15 protein-coding genes are annotated in these 16,862 nt (G+C 38.6%); 12 read left to right on the forward strand and 3 right to left on the reverse strand.

The genetic code is table 11. The features are described from left to right. Positions 1 to 4 precede the first annotated feature (4 nt). The 7 genes from drmB (at position 5) to ACWA2B_RS08470 (ending at position 8,317) form a co-directional block, all read left to right on the forward strand. Positions 5 to 1,762 (forward strand): DrmB family protein, encoded by a 1,758-nt coding sequence (gene drmB, locus ACWA2B_RS08440; protein ID WP_449291908.1) that lies wholly within the window; start codon positions 5 to 7, stop codon positions 1,760 to 1,762. A gap of 8 nt (positions 1,763 to 1,770) precedes the next feature. Then, complete coding sequence (locus tag ACWA2B_RS08445) at positions 1,771 to 2,544, forward strand: phospholipase D-like domain-containing protein (RefSeq protein ID WP_449291909.1); 774 nt, start codon at positions 1,771 to 1,773, stop codon at positions 2,542 to 2,544. Between the two features lie 414 nt (positions 2,545 to 2,958). After that, complete coding sequence (locus tag ACWA2B_RS08450) at positions 2,959 to 3,378, forward strand: very short patch repair endonuclease (protein WP_064797316.1); 420 nt, start codon at positions 2,959 to 2,961, stop codon at positions 3,376 to 3,378. A gap of 6 nt (positions 3,379 to 3,384) precedes the next feature. Next, on the forward strand, positions 3,385 to 4,800 hold the full coding sequence (locus ACWA2B_RS08455; RefSeq protein WP_449291910.1) for an AIPR family protein: 1,416 nt from the start codon (positions 3,385 to 3,387) through the stop codon (positions 4,798 to 4,800). Then, the gene (locus ACWA2B_RS08460; RefSeq protein ID WP_449291911.1) at positions 4,766 to 5,113 is read left to right on the forward strand and encodes an AIPR family protein; all 348 of its coding nucleotides are present in this window, start codon (positions 4,766 to 4,768) and stop codon (positions 5,111 to 5,113) included. The genes ACWA2B_RS08455 and ACWA2B_RS08460 overlap by 35 nt, the downstream gene beginning before the upstream one ends. 66 nt (positions 5,114 to 5,179) lie before the next feature. Continuing rightward, positions 5,180 to 6,439 (forward strand): DNA cytosine methyltransferase, encoded by a 1,260-nt coding sequence (locus ACWA2B_RS08465; RefSeq protein ID WP_449291912.1) that lies wholly within the window; start codon positions 5,180 to 5,182, stop codon positions 6,437 to 6,439. A gap of 297 nt (positions 6,440 to 6,736) precedes the next feature. Next, positions 6,737 to 8,317, forward strand: coding sequence for a hypothetical protein (locus tag ACWA2B_RS08470; protein ID WP_449291913.1), 1,581 nt, complete (start codon positions 6,737 to 6,739; stop codon positions 8,315 to 8,317). Between the two features lie 923 nt (positions 8,318 to 9,240). On the opposite strand, the gene ACWA2B_RS08475 is transcribed toward ACWA2B_RS08470, so the two are convergent. The 3 genes from ACWA2B_RS08475 to ACWA2B_RS08485 form a co-directional block, all read right to left on the reverse strand. Beyond that, a complete protein-coding gene (locus ACWA2B_RS08475; protein WP_449291914.1) occupies positions 9,241 to 10,230 on the reverse strand; it encodes a hypothetical protein in 990 nt (329 codons plus the stop codon). Positions 10,231 to 10,931: 701 nt separating this feature from the next. Beyond that, positions 10,932 to 11,147 (reverse strand): hypothetical protein, encoded by a 216-nt coding sequence (locus ACWA2B_RS08480; protein WP_449291915.1) that lies wholly within the window; start codon positions 11,145 to 11,147, stop codon positions 10,932 to 10,934. A 20-nt stretch (positions 11,148 to 11,167) separates the two neighbouring features. After that, positions 11,168 to 11,932 (reverse strand): M12 family metallopeptidase, encoded by a 765-nt coding sequence (locus ACWA2B_RS08485; protein WP_449291916.1) that lies wholly within the window; start codon positions 11,930 to 11,932, stop codon positions 11,168 to 11,170. 646 nt (positions 11,933 to 12,578) lie between these two features. Between ACWA2B_RS08485 and ACWA2B_RS08490 the strand changes: the two genes are divergently transcribed. From ACWA2B_RS08490 to ACWA2B_RS08510, 5 genes are read left to right on the forward strand one after another with little or no spacing between them, the layout of a single operon-like run. Continuing rightward, on the forward strand, positions 12,579 to 13,727 hold the full coding sequence (locus ACWA2B_RS08490; protein ID WP_449291917.1) for a pentapeptide repeat-containing protein: 1,149 nt from the start codon (positions 12,579 to 12,581) through the stop codon (positions 13,725 to 13,727). Positions 13,728 to 13,733: 6 nt separating this feature from the next. Then, a complete protein-coding gene (locus tag ACWA2B_RS08495) occupies positions 13,734 to 14,291 on the forward strand; it encodes a hypothetical protein (RefSeq protein WP_449291918.1) in 558 nt (185 codons plus the stop codon). A gap of 20 nt (positions 14,292 to 14,311) precedes the next feature. Further along, on the forward strand, positions 14,312 to 14,971 hold the full coding sequence (locus ACWA2B_RS08500) for a hypothetical protein (protein WP_449291919.1): 660 nt from the start codon (positions 14,312 to 14,314) through the stop codon (positions 14,969 to 14,971). Further along, positions 14,968 to 16,392, forward strand: coding sequence for a phage baseplate assembly protein V (locus ACWA2B_RS08505; protein WP_449291920.1), 1,425 nt, complete (start codon positions 14,968 to 14,970; stop codon positions 16,390 to 16,392). The genes ACWA2B_RS08500 and ACWA2B_RS08505 overlap by 4 nt, the downstream gene beginning before the upstream one ends. A 27-nt stretch (positions 16,393 to 16,419) precedes the next feature. After that, entirely contained in the window at positions 16,420 to 16,854 is a 435-nt protein-coding gene (locus ACWA2B_RS08510) for a DUF4280 domain-containing protein (protein ID WP_449291921.1), read from the forward strand. Positions 16,855 to 16,862 lie beyond the last annotated feature (8 nt).

The following is a 16,862-nucleotide window of genomic DNA, read 5'->3' on the forward strand; positions in this document are numbered from 1 at the left end:
GCTCATGAACGGGAAAATAGGAGAAGTTAGAAACAGCCAGCTTGTATCTACATTTGGCCCTGGGGCTATCATGGATTTGCCAGACTTTTCAATCATAATCGCTGGGGTAGATGACTGGAATCTGAGACAATGTGTTCCGATAAATGAACCGAGATTAACACGGAAACTGGGTATTCAAAAGATTTACACACCTCCTGTGGTGGAGAGTAAAAATGAGACACGGCAGGGGACGCTTCCGGCCTACCGTTTCCCCCGATTCCTTGTTTGCCCAAAATGCAGAAAGCTGTCACTCGCAAAAAACTTTTTCAAGAATGAAAATGAAAATGTAAGTTATTGTCTGTGTGACAAGAAAAATGGACTAACAAAGGTTTTTCCTGCACGTTTTATTGTAGCCTGCTCTGCGGGACATATTGATGATTTTCCATGGGATTTCTATGTACACAAGGAGGACAAATCAGAAAAGTGCAAGGATATGTTATACCTGAATGACAAGGGTGCTACAGGTTCAATCTCCGACGTGGAAGTTGAGTGCAGGGGATGTGGCCAAAAACGTTCGCTTGATGAAGCTTTTATGGGTAAAGGTTTGGGAAAATGCCTGGGGCACAGGAACTGGCTGGGTCCTTGGGACACCCAACCTTGTGAGGAAGAACAGAGAGCTTTGCTCAGAGGTGCTTCCAATCTTTATTTTCCTGTAGTGGTAAGTGCACTTTCCATACCTCCTTATTCAAGTCCAATACATCAGGATGTTGCAGGTGTAATGGATCGTCTATCCAAAGTAGAGAGCAAGGAAAAGCTTCAAATGCTCATTGAATTGGGGGTATTTGGAGAGTTCGAGGATAAAAATGTCGATGATGTATGGAGTGCCCTGCAAAAACAGCGATCACTCGGAGAAGGAGTGGATCAGGATTTGTATTATCCTGAATGGGAAGCTTTGTTGAAGGGAACATCCATGAATGCCAAACACGATTTTGAGATAGAAGAGCAGGAAGTGCCGGAACGGTATAAAGATAAGTTATCCAATATTATCATGGTTAGAAGATTAACAGAGGTTAGAGTCCTGGATGGATTTAGCCGAATTGAAGTCCTGCCGGATAACATTGAAAAAGCAGACAGTGAAACGACAAAGGCTTCGTATAAGGCGTCATTGAGCAAGAAGGATTATCTTAATTGGAGACCCGGAATCATTACAAAAGGAGAAGGGATATTCATAACTTTAAACGAAGATACATTGAAAATATGGGAAGAAAAATTTAATAACAACCAGATCCCAATGGCAGAGGCGTTCAGACAATATTGTGATGATAGAAACATGGAGTACCCCGGAGGTCCTGAACCCAGATATGTACTTCTCCATACCCTTTCGCACGCATTAATGAGGCAATTATGCATGGATTCTGGATACTCCGCAACTTCTTTGAGGGAAAGGATATATTCCAGAAATACCGATACAGAAAGAATGGCAGGAATTCTTATATATACAGCTACACCGGATTCGGAGGGCAGTCTGGGGGGATTGGTCGAACTGGGTAAGAAAGATAGGTTTGAGGAGATACTCTGGAGTGCTCTTCAGGAGGCTCGTTTTTGTTCCGGTGACCCATTATGTTCCGAACATAAACCACATGCTATTGGTGACTTGAATGGTGCTGCCTGTCATGCGTGTCAGCTTGCCGCAGAAACATCGTGTGAAAAGTCAAATCGTTTTCTAGATCGAGCCTTTCTGGTTCCTACTGTTTCGGAAACGGAACTGGCCTACTTTGAATAGAGGGTAAAATGCAGAGCGAATCCATTGCAAAATCTATTTCTTCCATTACATGTTCCTGCTCTTTAGCTGATCTTGAGAGAATAGTCCACTACATCAGGAGTGGAGAAATCGATCAATATACCAGTCTGGCTGAATGGAAAAGAGCAACACTTCCTGCCAACGTCCCACTGCCATTAATTCAGGATTTAATATCTCAGTGGAGAAAGCAAGAATTACATCCGGATGTGATTATTTTAATTTTTCACTCGGCTATGCATACTAAAAGGAATATGGAAATGAGTATTCCAGAAGTGGAACTCGCATGGTCTGGTCCATTTACTAACCCCATGTCTTTAGCTAGAAGCAACTATGCACTCATTAAAGAGATGATTGAACGTGCAAGAAGGGAAATCTTTTTAGTGGGCTATAGTTTTACAGCTAATGACAGGACACTTAGTATTTTGGATGCTCTTGCTGCTGCCATCCTCAGGGGATGCAGTGTAAGGATTGCATTACATGATAATGGCAGCAATATTAAAGAGTTTCTGGCAAACTGGAAGGATAATATTCCAAAACCTACAATGCTGAAATGGATTGGAAACGCTGACGACCCCTTGGCGAGTCTTCATGCCAAGCTTTTAATAGTAGATAATATCGAGTTATATATTGGGTCCGCAAACATGACCTATCATGGCATGGGTTCCAATATCGAATTAGGTTTGAGAATTGAGGGTGAAACTGCAAGGAAAGTCTCCAGACATTTTTTTGCTCTTGAACAGGCGGGCGAATTAGTTAAATACTAGGGTAATGGTTTAATTTGAATATTTTTATAGCTAAACCGAATTTCTGTCCTTATTTTGAGGATCAAGTTGCCAAATGTTAATGACGGTGTTGAACGCATTATGTGATTTAGAAGGAACAAGATTCGGATTTTTTTTCGAGCTCGGAGAACTTAATGATAATATTATATTGAATGATTTAAGAGATAAGCTTGACTATCACATGGGTTGTCTCACCGATAGATAAGAGAAGTTTATCGTCTAATATTTGGATTTAATGATGACAAAGAGCGAACTTTGCAAAAGGCAGCCCATTATGTGGAGTTACAAGGAAACGAATACGACAGATTAAAAGAAAGGCTTTAAATAATTAAGGAGTTTTTTCTTGCCGTTACCTTTGACGAATGAAAGCCTCTTTCATAGATTTGGGGGTGCAGAATGTCCGATGTTGTTTCTAAGGAAAAACGAAGCGAGATGATGGCTGGTATAAAGTCGGTTTCTAAACTGGAGAACAGGGTGGCATCGGAGCTTTGGAAAAAAGGGTTGAGATTCCGAAGAAATGATAAATCATTACCCGGAAAGCCCGATATAAGTATAAAAAAATATAAACTGGTTATCTTTATTGATTCCTGTTTTTGGCATCAATGTCCCCTTCACTCCAATATCCCAAAGAATAACCGGGAATTTTGGAAGAAAAAGCTGTTGGGGAATGTAGAAAGAGATAAAAAGGTCACTGGACACTATGTAAGTTCCGAATGGAAAATACTACGAATCTGGGAGCATGATTTCAAAACAGAATTTGACAAGACCGTTTCTCTAATAGCGGATTTTATCATAAGAAACAGGAAAAGTGAGTGAACCAATTTGGAGAAGGATTTCAGGGATTATTCAGAAGACTTTAAAAATTATGTAGATGGGCTGGCAAAAGAACACGATAGGGAACAGCAGGAGGTCTTCACGGAAGTTGTTCTTGATTTTATCAGGGAATCCGGAGAAATTGGGGAATTTGAAGTGCTTAATTTCAGAAGAACCGGTATCCAGGTTAATGGTTTTTCCATTGTTGAGGACAATGATCTTTATGCCCTAACCTTGGTAATCTCTCTGCATACAAGGATTGCACCTCCTCTTGTACTGAGGAAAAATGATTGGGAACCTGCACTCAGAAGGGCCGTTTCTTTCTACAAAAAAAGTATTGGTGGGCTTTATAAAGCGTTGACCAAACAAAGTGAAGTCTTTGAATTAACCAAGTTTATATACGATCATCATGAACAAATTCATCAGTTGAAAATAGTTTTATTGACTGACGGTATGGCCAGAAATGTTAAACTGGATGAAACTAAAACAGGAATCGCTTCTGTGGAACTTCAAATCTGGGATATGGAGCGTCTTTATCGACTTTTAAGTTCAGGCAAAGGCAGGGAACCAGTTGAGTTCGATATATTAAGCAAGCTTGGGGCCGGGCTGCCATGTTTGAAGATGCCTTTGTCCAATGAGATATACGAGGCATATTTGTTGTTTATTCCGGGTCAATTACTTGCCGATGTATATGAGGAATTTGGAGAACGTTTAATCGAACGAAATGTACGTTCGTTTCTTCAGATGAGAGGGACTAATAGGGGCATAAGAGACACCATCATAAATGAGCCGGAAATGTTTGTGGCATACAATAATGGGATCTCTGCAACGTCTGACAGAGTGGAATTTGAGGAACGAGAAGACGAGAGCCTTGTTCTAAAGAAAATTCATGATTTTCAGATAGTGAATGGTGGGCAGACGACAGCCTCCATATATCACACACTTAAAAAGAAAAATGATGTTTCACGTATAAATGTACAAATGAAATTAACAGTAATAAAGGATTCGAAAAAATTGGACGAGATTGTCCCCAGAATTTCGGCTTATGCCAATAGTCAAAATAAAATTCAAACGGATGATTTTTTCGCAAATGATCCATATCATAGAAAGATTGAACAGTTTTCCCGAACTATATGGGCTCCCGCTACTGAAGGAAAGCAAAGGCAAACCAGATGGTTCTATGAACGTGCCCGTGGTCAATACCTTGATTTGAAAGGGAGAGACAAAACACGTAACGCTCGAATACAGTTTGAACAAACTTACCCCAAATCTCAATTATTTACAAAAACTGATTTGGCCAAGTACATTAATTCATGGGATCAAATTCCTCATATTGTAAGTAGAGGATCGCAAAAAAACTTCCTCGAATTCACAAAAAAAAATATCTGCCATGGACGTATCCAGGCTAGAACAGGATTATTTTAAGGATTTGATATCAAAGGCAATTCTATTTAATGGTGTATCGAAAAGAGTCCATTATAAATACCGAGCTAATATTGTGACCTATACTATAGCCTGGCTATCCTATAAGACGCAACAGCAGATTGATTTGGAATTGATCTGGCGCAAACAGGCAATTCCCGCGGGTTTGGAAGATGTGATTGACAGAGTGACGGATGCAGCATATCGACACATTGTTGACCCTCCCGGTGGAGAGAATATAACCGAATGGTGTAAAAAAGAAGAATGTTGGAACCAGTTCAGGGACATGGACGTGGAGATTATGCTCGGAATTTGAAATACTTATATGATTCCGTAATTTAACCTGGTATAATTTCTACATAACGAATTGGGAGATTTGAAAATGAACTTTATTGACTTATTTGCCGGTGCTGGTGGGCTTTCAGAAGGATTTGTGAGACAGGGATTTAATCCAATAGCTCACGTTGAAATGGATTCATACGCATCCGAGACAATTAAAACAAGAACTGCCTATCATTATTTAAACGGTGAAGGCCGCCTTGATGTATATAAGGAATATTTGAGAGGAAATATAACTAAGGAAGATTTATATCAGGCAATCCCGGTGAGGTTATTGGAAAGTATAATAAACCAAGAGATTAATGATGACACAATTCCGGATATTTTCAATAAGATTGACGAGTTGTTACTAGAGAATACTGGTCAGACTCAAAAAATTGATGTTTTGATTGGCGGTCCGCCCTGTCAGGCCTATTCGCTTGTCGGACGAGCCAGAGATCCACAGAAGAAGGAGAATGATCCGAGGAACTATCTCTATAAACAGTATGTGAAATTTCTGGTCAAATATCAGCCTGATATTTTTGTGTTTGAAAATGTACCTGGAATTTTAAATGCTGGTGGAGGATCTTATTATAAGGATATTCAAGATTTAATGAGAGAAATCGGATATGAAATCAAACATAAAACCTTGGATGCTTCTCATTACGGAGTGTTACAAAAGAGAAAGAGAGTTATATTAATAGGATGGAACAGGGAGTTGGGATACGAATATCCGCGTTTTACCCAAATCGAACAGCTTGCATTAGTCGAAGATATTTTTTCGGACCTGCATCCACTTGCACCAGGTGAACAATTGAATGAATATGTTAAAGAACCAACACCATACCTTAGGGATACTAATATTAGAAATGAAGAGGATATATTAACACAGCACTTAACCAGAATGCATAATGAGAGGGATCTTGAAATATACAATATTGCAATAGACCTTTGGAATCGAGAAAAAAAGCGTTTGAAGTACACAGATCTCCCAGAAAGATTAAGAACGCATAATAATCTTAAGGCTTTTCTGGATCGATTCAAGGTTGTTGCAAGAGATCTACCCTATTCACATACAGTAGTGGCTCATATAGCCAAGGACGGGCATTATTATATACATCCGGATATTAACCAGTCCAGATCAATATCTGTCAGAGAGGCAGCGAGACTTCAGTCGTTTCCTGATAACTTTTATTTTGAGGGGCCACGTACAAGTGTATTTACACAGATAGGTAATGCTGTTCCGCCGTTGATGGCTGAGACTATAGCTATAGAAATCAAAAAAATGTTAATTGGTGAAGTACAATTATCATTTATGGTTTAATATTTTGCTGAAACTTAATTGGTAGCCCCTTATTTTTTCCAGAGTTAGTCTACGAAATGTACAAGGATTTTTGGCTTCTTTGGTTTAGCAAAATGATCCTTGTATATATTTTGTGGATTAATAAATGGCTAAGTGGTAATAAATAAGTTCAAAGAAATACAATAATTGAGCTGGAGTTTCCCCTTAATATGAAGTTATGTCCTTCATCGAAGTGAGAGAACATGATGCTGGAAAAACACACCCAGATGTTTGTTTGTTTCTTTCTATTTCAGAGTTGAAATGGAGTGTTATATAAATATGAAAAATAAAATTATTAGTGAGTCATACGAGCAGAAAATAAATAAAATTACAAATAAAGTAGTTCCCTTATTTATGGAAAAAAAGAGAAATATGTATTATCATGAGCGAATAATAGATAGACTATTGGATTTTTGTCAGAGTACATCTAATGATTTAGTTTACATTGAAAGTAAGTTGGTGGAATACATAAATGAAGAATTATGCTTTTTTGGACTTGCTGATTTAATGGGATATTCCACGTATTGTAGGAATCTTTATTCATTATTTGATGCTACTGATAAAGAATTATTTAGTGAAGTCTACTTGGTCACTTTAACGATGCAACTTTTTTTGGTAGAAATGAATAGTACAAAAAGATTTAAAAACAATGATATTATGTGTAATATTGAGAAATTTATCGATATGCTACAAGCTCTTTTAATCTACAAAATTTTCTGCCAGAATAAAAGTGATCATTTTTTTAATAAGGATATAAAAAGTATGATGCTCGAAACAAATTATAGTGAGGAAGAGGAGATTTTCTTTGCTGAGTATGGAAAAATGCCGGATTATACAAAACCAGAGGAAGATTATGATATCAGTGAACCACTAAGAAAATTCTTGACTGCTAAAAGGCTTAATCTTGGAGGTAATCTAAAAAGTTTGAATTACATCTTTAAAGAGACACTTGGGTTTAATTTTAATGAATTATCAATTCTACAAAATATAATTGCTAGACATAAGCAATTTCAGTATTCGCAAATAATTCATATTCATCAAAGTGAAATGGATCATATATTAAAAAGCTATGGACTTTTATCCGGTAATGAGATAATAGATTATTTTACTATTAATAGTTTAAAAGGAATTCAAGATATCTCAATAAGAAATATAGAATTTAAAGCGATTTATAGGACGAATGATATATTAATATTTGGTCAAAGTTTATTTTTGGAAACAATGAATATGTTGGAATTAACCAGTGTGACTAATAATTTTAAAGATTACATTTTCATTCAACCTGTTCATAAAGGTAAGTTACAAGCACTGGATGTGAATCTTGATAAGTTATTCTCGGAACGACAAAATAATTTATCTAACTTTTTCAGCTATAAGGTAGGAGATTTGTTATCAAAAGAAGGATATTTATTACCACAAGATCCAAAGAATAATGTTATTTTGGTCGATATTAAAAAATTTGAAACAAAAAATCATAAGATAGTTGTTTTTAATGATATAGATGTACTAGCTTTAGACACTAGATTTATGATTATTTATAATATTGAATTGAAATTTTATAATCCTGCCGTTAGTGAAAAGGATCTTAAATTTGATAAGATAGAAAATAAAGTTTATGCGAACACCTTGAAAAGACACAAAATCTTAAAAGAACATCTTAAGGATGTATTGGATAGTCTTTTCAATATTGAAAATAACTATGATCAATATAAAATTAAATCGTTAATTATTACTGCAAGACCGAACAAAGGCGGTTTAAATAAAAAATTTGTGCAAGATGAGAGAGGGGGGGATTTTGATATGTCTTATTATACATATAATCAGTTTTTAGATATTATTAAAAACAAGGAGAAACTTTAAGGTACTATACTGATGTGCAGCAAAAGAATTCCGCGACTCGTTTGAAAAAATATGCCAGATCCTTACCATAGTTAGATCAGTTCGAGAATGCCTACCCGAGGCATATGGTTAATTTTGCGGTTAAGCTTATCCTGCCGGTTAAAGAATGGTGTTATTGGTCTAGTGACAGCGATGGTAGTTTAGGATTTCATCTTCCCTATTGCGCATTGTTTTCAAGGTTTCTTCCAATCCCAGACTTAGGGGGTATTCAAGTAGTGCTTTGTTCTTCTCCCTAGAGTTTCGCTGGGCGGATTCAGTAGTCGTTAATAGCTTTTAAGATCGAAATGGTCCGGGGCAAGGGAAAACTGATTTTCGGACTGCCTTGACTTTTTATAATTACGTATCCGTGAACATGAACCGATCAGCAATGCAGATAGCCCACCGGCAAACATTGCTGAATTAGGTGTGATACGTCAAGCCAGATCGATGACGCCTTGGGTTCTCAAGAAATTCTAGATGCTGCTGGCCATAAGCAGGTCAATCTTCTTGTTATGGCCAGCGAGCAAGTCAATATGGTTAGCTCCGAAGATTGTGAATTTAGATATGACTTTTTGAATAGCAAAGTCGTGATGTCCAGCACCAGTTCTGTCGTGTCTTTGGCTTGACGACCAGCCTGACCTAAAAGACGCTCTCTCTCCGCTGGAAGGGCATCCTGATCATTCTTGCACTATGTGCCGTGATGGAAGTGTCTGCACTACAGTCTGCAAACGGAAAGAACGGCCGTACCGTTGTTTAGGAACCTCTAGGAATCATAGGTTCAAACGAAACCAAGTTTTCATCGGTAGTATACCAACAAGAGAGGGATACTTTTCGCCATTTAATCTCGATTCACACTCAACTGGCATTCTTCAACTGTTAATTATGGTTTTGAGTTCACATTAATTTTATATATTTACCGGAGATTCTGTAAGGACTGAGATATTTAATACATCTTCTACATCAGAAAATACATTAGCATACGTTTCAGAATTATCCGTGGTACCCCCGAACAATAATCCAACAATACGATTTTGCTCATCAACAATTACCGACCCAGAGTCTCCTGATTTGGAAAAAGATGTATTTTTGTCGAGGTCAGGTATAATTCTTATTTGGTTCCTTAAAGTAACTAAATCTAACCCATCACCATAGTCAATCATAACTGTGCCCTCAATTCCGTCGACAAATCCGTATGTTAAATCGGTGGTACGACCTTGTTTACGTACTTTACTATTTAATGTTGCAGCAGCAGTTCCCTTAACTTTACCGATGTTAAGAATCTCTGCCGAAGCTAATCGATTTTTAACCGTGGAAATAGCAGCGTCGACATGTTTGTTTTGGTGATTAATCTTCTCACTAAGTGATGCATCATCAAGTTCACCAATAAGATCTGCAGGAGATGCACCGCCATGTGCTTTTGAGGGTTGAAGCAGTTGATCCCCTTTCTTCCATAAACCATCGACTCCCATAACATGGAAATTGCTGAGAGCGTAAATATCCCCATTACCTTTTCTAACAATTGCACCAAGTGTTCCTGAATAAACAAATCCATTGATTTCTCTTGAAGGACCGATTTCAATTCCTCCAATAAGAGGGTCGAATCGACGCGTTTCCATATGAAGAATAGGGGAGTTTGCAGGTACCTTAAGAACTTGCAATACTATTTTTTTTCTTTCTATAACATCTGTTTTTACTTCCCCAATTTTTTCTGGGATGGTATTTTCCTTTGAAACGTTTTCTTTCTTCTCTACAAAGGCCCTAATAACAATTTCATCTGTTCGTTGTCCGTTTTTATACTTATATCCAACATCTATACCTGTTACATTGGCTTTTCTTAAGAGTTCCTTTTCATGTTCTTGCTTAATCTTAATTAAATCATCAATGTTGGTTTTCATAATTATTATCCTCCCTGTGATATGTTGTTTTAGCTTTGTTTATTATGTCTTTATATCTGAATTTTATAATGTAGAAAATATGAAATTTATAGGATTTTTTTGATGAAATTCAAATTGAAGCCTCAGAATGATTGTTAAGAAAAACTGGATCAAGTACTGACAAACGCTTCGGAAGTGTTAGCGGTGTAATCTTGATGATAGGCGACAAAGACGCAGTTTCCGATTTCAGTTTGCTGCTTCTTTTTGTTCATCAGTTGCTGTGGAGTAGAACATGAGCACATTTATGCCCCGACACCGATTATAAACGCACATTGAATCTTTCTTTTTTTGCATTCAATCTTTATGGTTTCATAAGTAATTTTGACATAATGATGGAGATTATAAAGAGGACTTCCCTCTTTTATACACCTTTTCTAAGGGGGAAGTCCTCTTTATATGATCTTGCAGGGGGAAGGGCCCAGATAATGCAGAATGTTAATTAATTATAGAATAGGTGCACCAGCTGCACATGATTTGAATCGCTTTATAGTTTCCGGGTGCAACTTGTATTGGGACTAACGGTGTAGGTGGACCTGGAAGTACTTGACGAAACATTGAACTTGAAATAATACTGGAGGTTCCATCTAGCTTTATTCCATAAATTGTTATCGTTATACTTGTTGGTACATTAAAAACTGTAGTGACAAAAAGCTGTAATGCACTTATTTGAATTTCTGAAGTGAATTCAAATATAATGTCTCTATTGGATTGATAATATTCCAACCAGTCTCTAATATATTATCTATTGCTAAAGAAGCAGTTGGATTGGCCGGGGACGAACTGGCTATTGTCCCAGGAGGGACATTTCTTGGAGAATCAGATTGTTTGATTCTATTGTTTTCAAGGAGTACATAATTTGAACCATATTCTCTATTCATAATTAATATCATCTCCTTTTTCAATTTCCATACATGATTGATACAGTACTAACGTCTCCTTGACTTAAACCGAAGCGTTGACCAATTTGATCATTAGATTGTAATGGAATAATTGTAGGTTGATTATTTTTTGAAAAGGCATACGCACCGTAATGCATAATTGAATTATAATCATAAGGACCAACATCATCTCCATCTTGAATATGTTGATCAAAATTATGCTCTTTACCTGGCTCAATGTTTTCCCAGATTATTCGAATGTATTGGTCCCTGTCCTCTCGGCTTTGCTCATGCCATAATCCCACTGTATGACCAATCTCATGAATAACGGCTCCAATATCACAACCACTAGCTAGCCAAATGAATTGCTCTCCACCTTGCATACCAATCGATGCCTCACATACATCATTAGACGGTTTAAATGTAACGAAGTTGTTCTCGGAAGTTCTGGGAATGAGTGTAATCCTAGTTTTTTCATGCCATTCATTGATGGCAGCTATAACCCTGTTGATGTTGGGTAGCATGGGATCGATGAAAAAAGGAATTACACCGTTAGTCCATCTCCCAAACGGTAACGCTAAGCCTTGGGGTCTCATAAAATTATCATTTGCAAATTGCGCGGTTAGCTTTTCTTTTTTTCCTAAAATGATGTCATCTTCAAACTTAACGTAACCTTCAGAATTGACTGTACATGATAATGATTTTCCATTAATCACTACTTGAATGTTTTCTTCTTGAGTTTGTTTATGTGAGTTTTTTACTCCTTCTTTAGTTGATATGCTCACGATTTAATGCCCCCTTTTTAGTATTAAAGCATTTAAGTATTATGACGCAAACGAGAAAAAAAATTCAGCTATAAGCGTTTGTTAAGATTCAAGACAAAATATGTAAATAGGAGGTGGTTTTATCAACCTATCCTGCAAGACGTAAGCAAGAAGAGACATAATATAAATTAGTGAAGTTGTTGTTTGGTGTCCGAATAAAAAATGGTGAAATAACAACTTAAGGAGAAGGCTTTAAAATGACAAAAGAAAAAAGTTGAAATACACTAATTTATTGAGCAATGGAGTACTGCTGAATGTGTTTGGAATGCCAAAACTATATCAGGTTCAATGTTAAAAGAAGTTGTTCAGGAAGGGATAATGGGCTTCGTGATCTTATGTGGGACTGTGTCGTTCGGTAAAAGAAAATAATTTCTTAGAATGGGTGGGTTCAATTGCGAACCTACCTTTTTTCATTGAACAAACTATGGTTCTTTCTGTAAACAAAATCACTAATTTGTCCGATACATACATAAGGATGATTTACTGTTAAATATACCCTTGAAAATTATGATTTCACATATCATTAAAATTAGACTTCGGTTTAAGATAACCAACTACTTGATACGTGCAGCCTATGTAAATGTGACGACTAGAAAGGAGATAGAGCGTGAATCGTGAAAAGGTTTTTCGACATTTTACAAATGAGATCTATGAACCCCTAAAGCATCGAATGTTATTCGCATTGGAAGTCTATTTCCAAAATCATAAGCGTGCTTTGGCTAAGGCATTTCGCAATTCACTGGAGCAGACATTTGAGAAAGTCAAGTTGATGCAGCAAGAAGGTAATAAACACGCCTTGGGATATATATCTTATTCTATGCTTCGTACCGAATTAGCAAATGGAAGGGCGACCTATTTAATAGAGGCGATGGACAAAACATGGTTTATGGATCTCCATACTTGTCGAGATACCTATAATGCGGATTGGGCATTTCGCTATTTGGACGAGTGGGAGACGGAATTAAGTAAGCACGCTAAGAAATACGGTGGAAGAATCGGATTAGATGATATTCAGAGGATGAAACTGCACGTGGCAGTACATGTCCATCAATATATCATTGCTTTGGCGCGTTTTAGTATCACGGAGCAATGGTTGGATGAAATTCAGTTTGCCCATGAGATACAGTTGGAAGATGTGTTTGAACTGAGAATCGGAGAGTATTTAGACAAAAGTGAAGTCATCTATAAACGAGATGTGCGTGTCAAAGATTCTAGTGTGATTAAAGACTGGCTAGAGGAAAAAAAGCCCTACGATTACATACATGAAGTTTTCCGCAGGATCGATGGGTCTCAAGGAAATTATGAGGGAATACGTCTACAATATGCTGATTTGAGTGAAAGTTCCTTTAACAATAGTGTTTTTACGGGAGGAAATTTGATTGGTTCCTGTTGGTATAAAGCATATTTACAAGAGGCTGATTTTAGCGGTTGTTTGATACAAGAAGCACGTTTTGAAAAAGCCAACTTAAGAGAAGCCTCTTTTCGAGATGCAGTAGCTGTACCTGGAATATACCAGTCTGAACGATGGGAAAGACCTGGTTTTCAACCCGTAAGTTTTGCAGGAGCAGATCTTACAAGAGCCCAATTTCAGGGTGCTTACTTACAGGATGCAGATTTCACCGGGGCTATATTGCAGGGGGCCGACTTCATTGGGGCAGCTATAGAGGGGGCCTGTTTCAAAGGGGCGGTGCTGGATGGAACCCGATTTAGTTTAGGCATACATCCGGTTACCCGGGATCTAACTTCATTTGGATGAAACCATGTGGGACAGACGCAATGGAAGGGACGTGGCATAGTGGAGTATTTTCTTTGTCAACATGATGATCGGATGTTGTATTCTGCTGTTCCCGTATGGGACGAAGAAGCCAATGCAGAGATGGTAAATATAAATGATTGGACGGAATGGCCCCCTTCTTATGCCGCACATTTTAAGGTGAAAGGTCACGATTATACGGTTTATCCTGATATTCTGATGGGTTCCAGGATGATGGTATCTGATTCTGTGCATGAGTTGTTACAGGTCTATACGCCGAGCCTGTTTAGTCGTATGGCTTTGTTTCGGGATATGGAGCGTTCTCAGCAAAAGTTGTACTGGATGATTCAGCCCCCTTTAGTGAATTGTGTAGGTGAGCTAAGTACATTTCATCCCGGAGGAACATTGATGAAGTTGGTAGTAGATCGAGAGCGCACCGAGGGAAAGCCTTTATTGCAAATTCAAGGTTTGCGTGAAACCTGTACATTAGTAAATCTGGCATTAGCAGAAAGTCTATTGCGGAGGGGAACGAGTGGTATCTCCTTTCAGGAAGTCGATATGCAGTAGCAAAATGGGAGGAGATATTTGTGGAACATCTGGATAAGAAAATTATTTCTTTGCTACATACGGTAACATCAGAAAATGCCGAAAATAATCCATCCTTAACTGAGGATGAAGCTTTAAGTCATGCACACGATAAGGAGCCATTTGGGCAAACATTACAAACATTCATGCAGCTTGGAGGGGAAAATCTGGTTTTTGCTCAGCGGTATTTAGTGGATGAACGCATCAGTATAACAATGCCGAAGAGCTTTCGGGATATGCCAATTGATGAGCAGCTATTAAAATATCCTTCTCACCATCGCCCAGATTTTATTTTCACGAATGAGGCAGGCACGATTAACTTAACCTTCAAGCATACCGAAAGCCCGTTACAAATAGAAGAGTTGGAGGACTTTACGGATGAGATGGCTCTGGTGGTAAAACAAACCCAGAAGTTAACCGAATGGTTTGGTCATGAAGTGTTGGAGATAGAAGAAAATCAAATAGGATACTGCGAATTCATGACGCCTGTATGGAATAGCCGCATGTATAATCTATCCTTTTTTACAGTATTGGAAGGACGGGCGCTAATGTGCGCGTTTAACTGTACGGAAGAAGAAATGGTGACTTGGAAGCCCGTTGCCCGCAGTATGCTGCTATCGTTGAAAATCGAACCCGAGCGAAAGGAAAGTAAACCTTTATGATATTAACTAATATTACATATGATCGGCTGCAAATTACACCATTTGAATTGGTGAGTATTCAGGAATTGCGTATGACCAAGCGGTTGAATGAGCATACCCGGCTCTCTTTTACAGCTATTTTACCTGAAGAATTACAGGACAGTTATGTTCAATTGATCGAAGCTGATTCGCCGGTTTGTGTATCACAATTGGATGAGGCAGGAACACCAACACCGCTATTTAACGGAACGGTACTCCATATGGAAGTCAAAGTGGTCAGAGATGTGTATTACCTGGAGGTCGAGGCGATATCACACACGTATAAACTGGATATTCGCAAGAAAGACAGGTCCTTTCAAGATAAAAATATGAAGGTAGAGGAATTGCTGCGGGCTGTAGGTGCGGATTATCCCGGTTTTGACATCATAGATTCGGCTACAGGGGGAGGAGTTTTAGGTCGTTTAGCGGTCCAATATCGTGAAACCGATTGGGAGTTCCTAAAGCGGATCGCTTCGCGTTACCATACTTCACTTACGCCTGCCTCGGTGTTTGATGTGCCAAAGTGTTATTTTGGTGTTGAGGAGACCCAGTCAGGACTTGATTTAACAAATTATCATTATACCGTCAGCAAACGAGTTGCAGATTATCGTTATTTTAACGGCAATGATACAGCACATGTAAACGAGCATGATTTTATTGATTACCTGGTTGAGGCGGAGCAAGTTTTGGAGTTGGGCAGCACCGTTACTTTTAAAGGTAAAAACTTGTACGTGTACAAGGTAGACACTCACATGCAAAAGGGTGTGATGCAGCACGTGTATACCTTAACCTCTCACAAGGGGTTGAGGCACAAGGAAGTGTTTAACGAACAGCTTATCGGTCTGTCTTTACCAGGTAAAGTCATTCAGGTAGAGCGAGATCGTATCAAATTACATTTGAATATAGACGCCGTTCAAGACCCTGCGAAGGCCCACTGGTTCACGTATGTTTCTCCTTATACTGCGGAAGGACATAGCGGATGGTACGTGATGCCTGAGTTGGGAGATACCGTGCTACTCTATTTCCCTGCCCATCGGGAGGAAGAAGGCATGGGAAGTACATCTTTGCGCCAAAAGAATCAGAGTGTAGAGCAACATGCGCTTGCTAATCCCGACATCAAATTATTTCGTACGGCCCACGGTAAGGAAATCAAATTAACTCCCGATGAAATTGTAATTACCAGTAAGGAGGGGGCCGTCTATATTCAGTTAAATGAGAAAGATGGCATTCACATTGTAAGCGACAAGCAGATTCATTTTTCAGCAGGTGGGAATATCTCCATTCATTCCGGCAGTAAAGTGAAAATCACGGCAGGGAATGAAATTCAAATGACTAGCAAAGGCAGCACCGTATCGCTGGGCGGAATGACAAATGTTTTGGGCAGTGAAGTAAAGACGAACTAAGAAAGGGATGAAAGGGGGAATAGAAGAATGGCAAATAAGTCTCATTCCGATAAGGAACCTATTCAAGCTGGACGGGGAAGTAAACAAGGATATGTTGTTGCTGGAGCGATCTTAAGCTGCAACTTTGGTACACAACCTACACGTCTCAAACGTCCGTTCAGTCACGGAGTATATGTAAAAGATAAAGCGCAAATGAACGTTGGAGATTACTTGCCAGGAACCCATATCAGCAATTTCGGTCGTTGCTCCTGTCCAGCTAATCCAGCGGTCAAAAGCAGTGATATGGTGGATATCTACGGGGTGAAAAAAGCGAACTGTGTTCCGGTCATCACCGGACCCTGGATCGGCGGCAAAAGTGATGTGCTTGTGGAGGGAGAACCAGCCTTGCTGGATCAATGCTCGAATGCGTGCCTATACGGGGGAATGATTCGGATTACAGACGATGGCCAGACGCTGGAGTAAGGAGGTAC

It is taken from the genome of Paenibacillus sp. CMM36 (assembly GCF_053570945.1).

Excerpts from the sequence above, each read along its gene's own strand:
- ACWA2B_RS08460 (WP_449291911.1), top strand. The coding sequence starts at position 4,766 with ATGGACGTATCCAGGCTAGAACAGGATTATTTTAAGGATTTGATATCA.
- ACWA2B_RS08480 (WP_449291915.1), bottom strand. The coding sequence starts at position 11,147 with ATGAATAGAGAATATGGTTCAAATTATGTACTCCTTGAAAACAATAGA.
- drmB (WP_449291908.1), top strand. The coding sequence starts at position 5 with ATGAACGGGAAAATAGGAGAAGTTAGAAACAGCCAGCTTGTATCTACA.
- ACWA2B_RS08465 (WP_449291912.1), top strand. The coding sequence starts at position 5,180 with ATGAACTTTATTGACTTATTTGCCGGTGCTGGTGGGCTTTCAGAAGGA.
- ACWA2B_RS08450 (WP_064797316.1), top strand. The coding sequence starts at position 2,959 with ATGTCCGATGTTGTTTCTAAGGAAAAACGAAGCGAGATGATGGCTGGT.
- ACWA2B_RS08475 (WP_449291914.1), bottom strand. The coding sequence starts at position 10,230 with ATGAAAACCAACATTGATGATTTAATTAAGATTAAGCAAGAACATGAA.
- ACWA2B_RS08505 (WP_449291920.1), top strand. The coding sequence starts at position 14,968 with ATGATATTAACTAATATTACATATGATCGGCTGCAAATTACACCATTT.
- ACWA2B_RS08445 (WP_449291909.1), top strand. The coding sequence starts at position 1,771 with ATGCAGAGCGAATCCATTGCAAAATCTATTTCTTCCATTACATGTTCC.
- ACWA2B_RS08470 (WP_449291913.1), top strand. The coding sequence starts at position 6,737 with ATGAAAAATAAAATTATTAGTGAGTCATACGAGCAGAAAATAAATAAA.
- ACWA2B_RS08510 (WP_449291921.1), top strand. The coding sequence starts at position 16,420 with ATGGCAAATAAGTCTCATTCCGATAAGGAACCTATTCAAGCTGGACGG.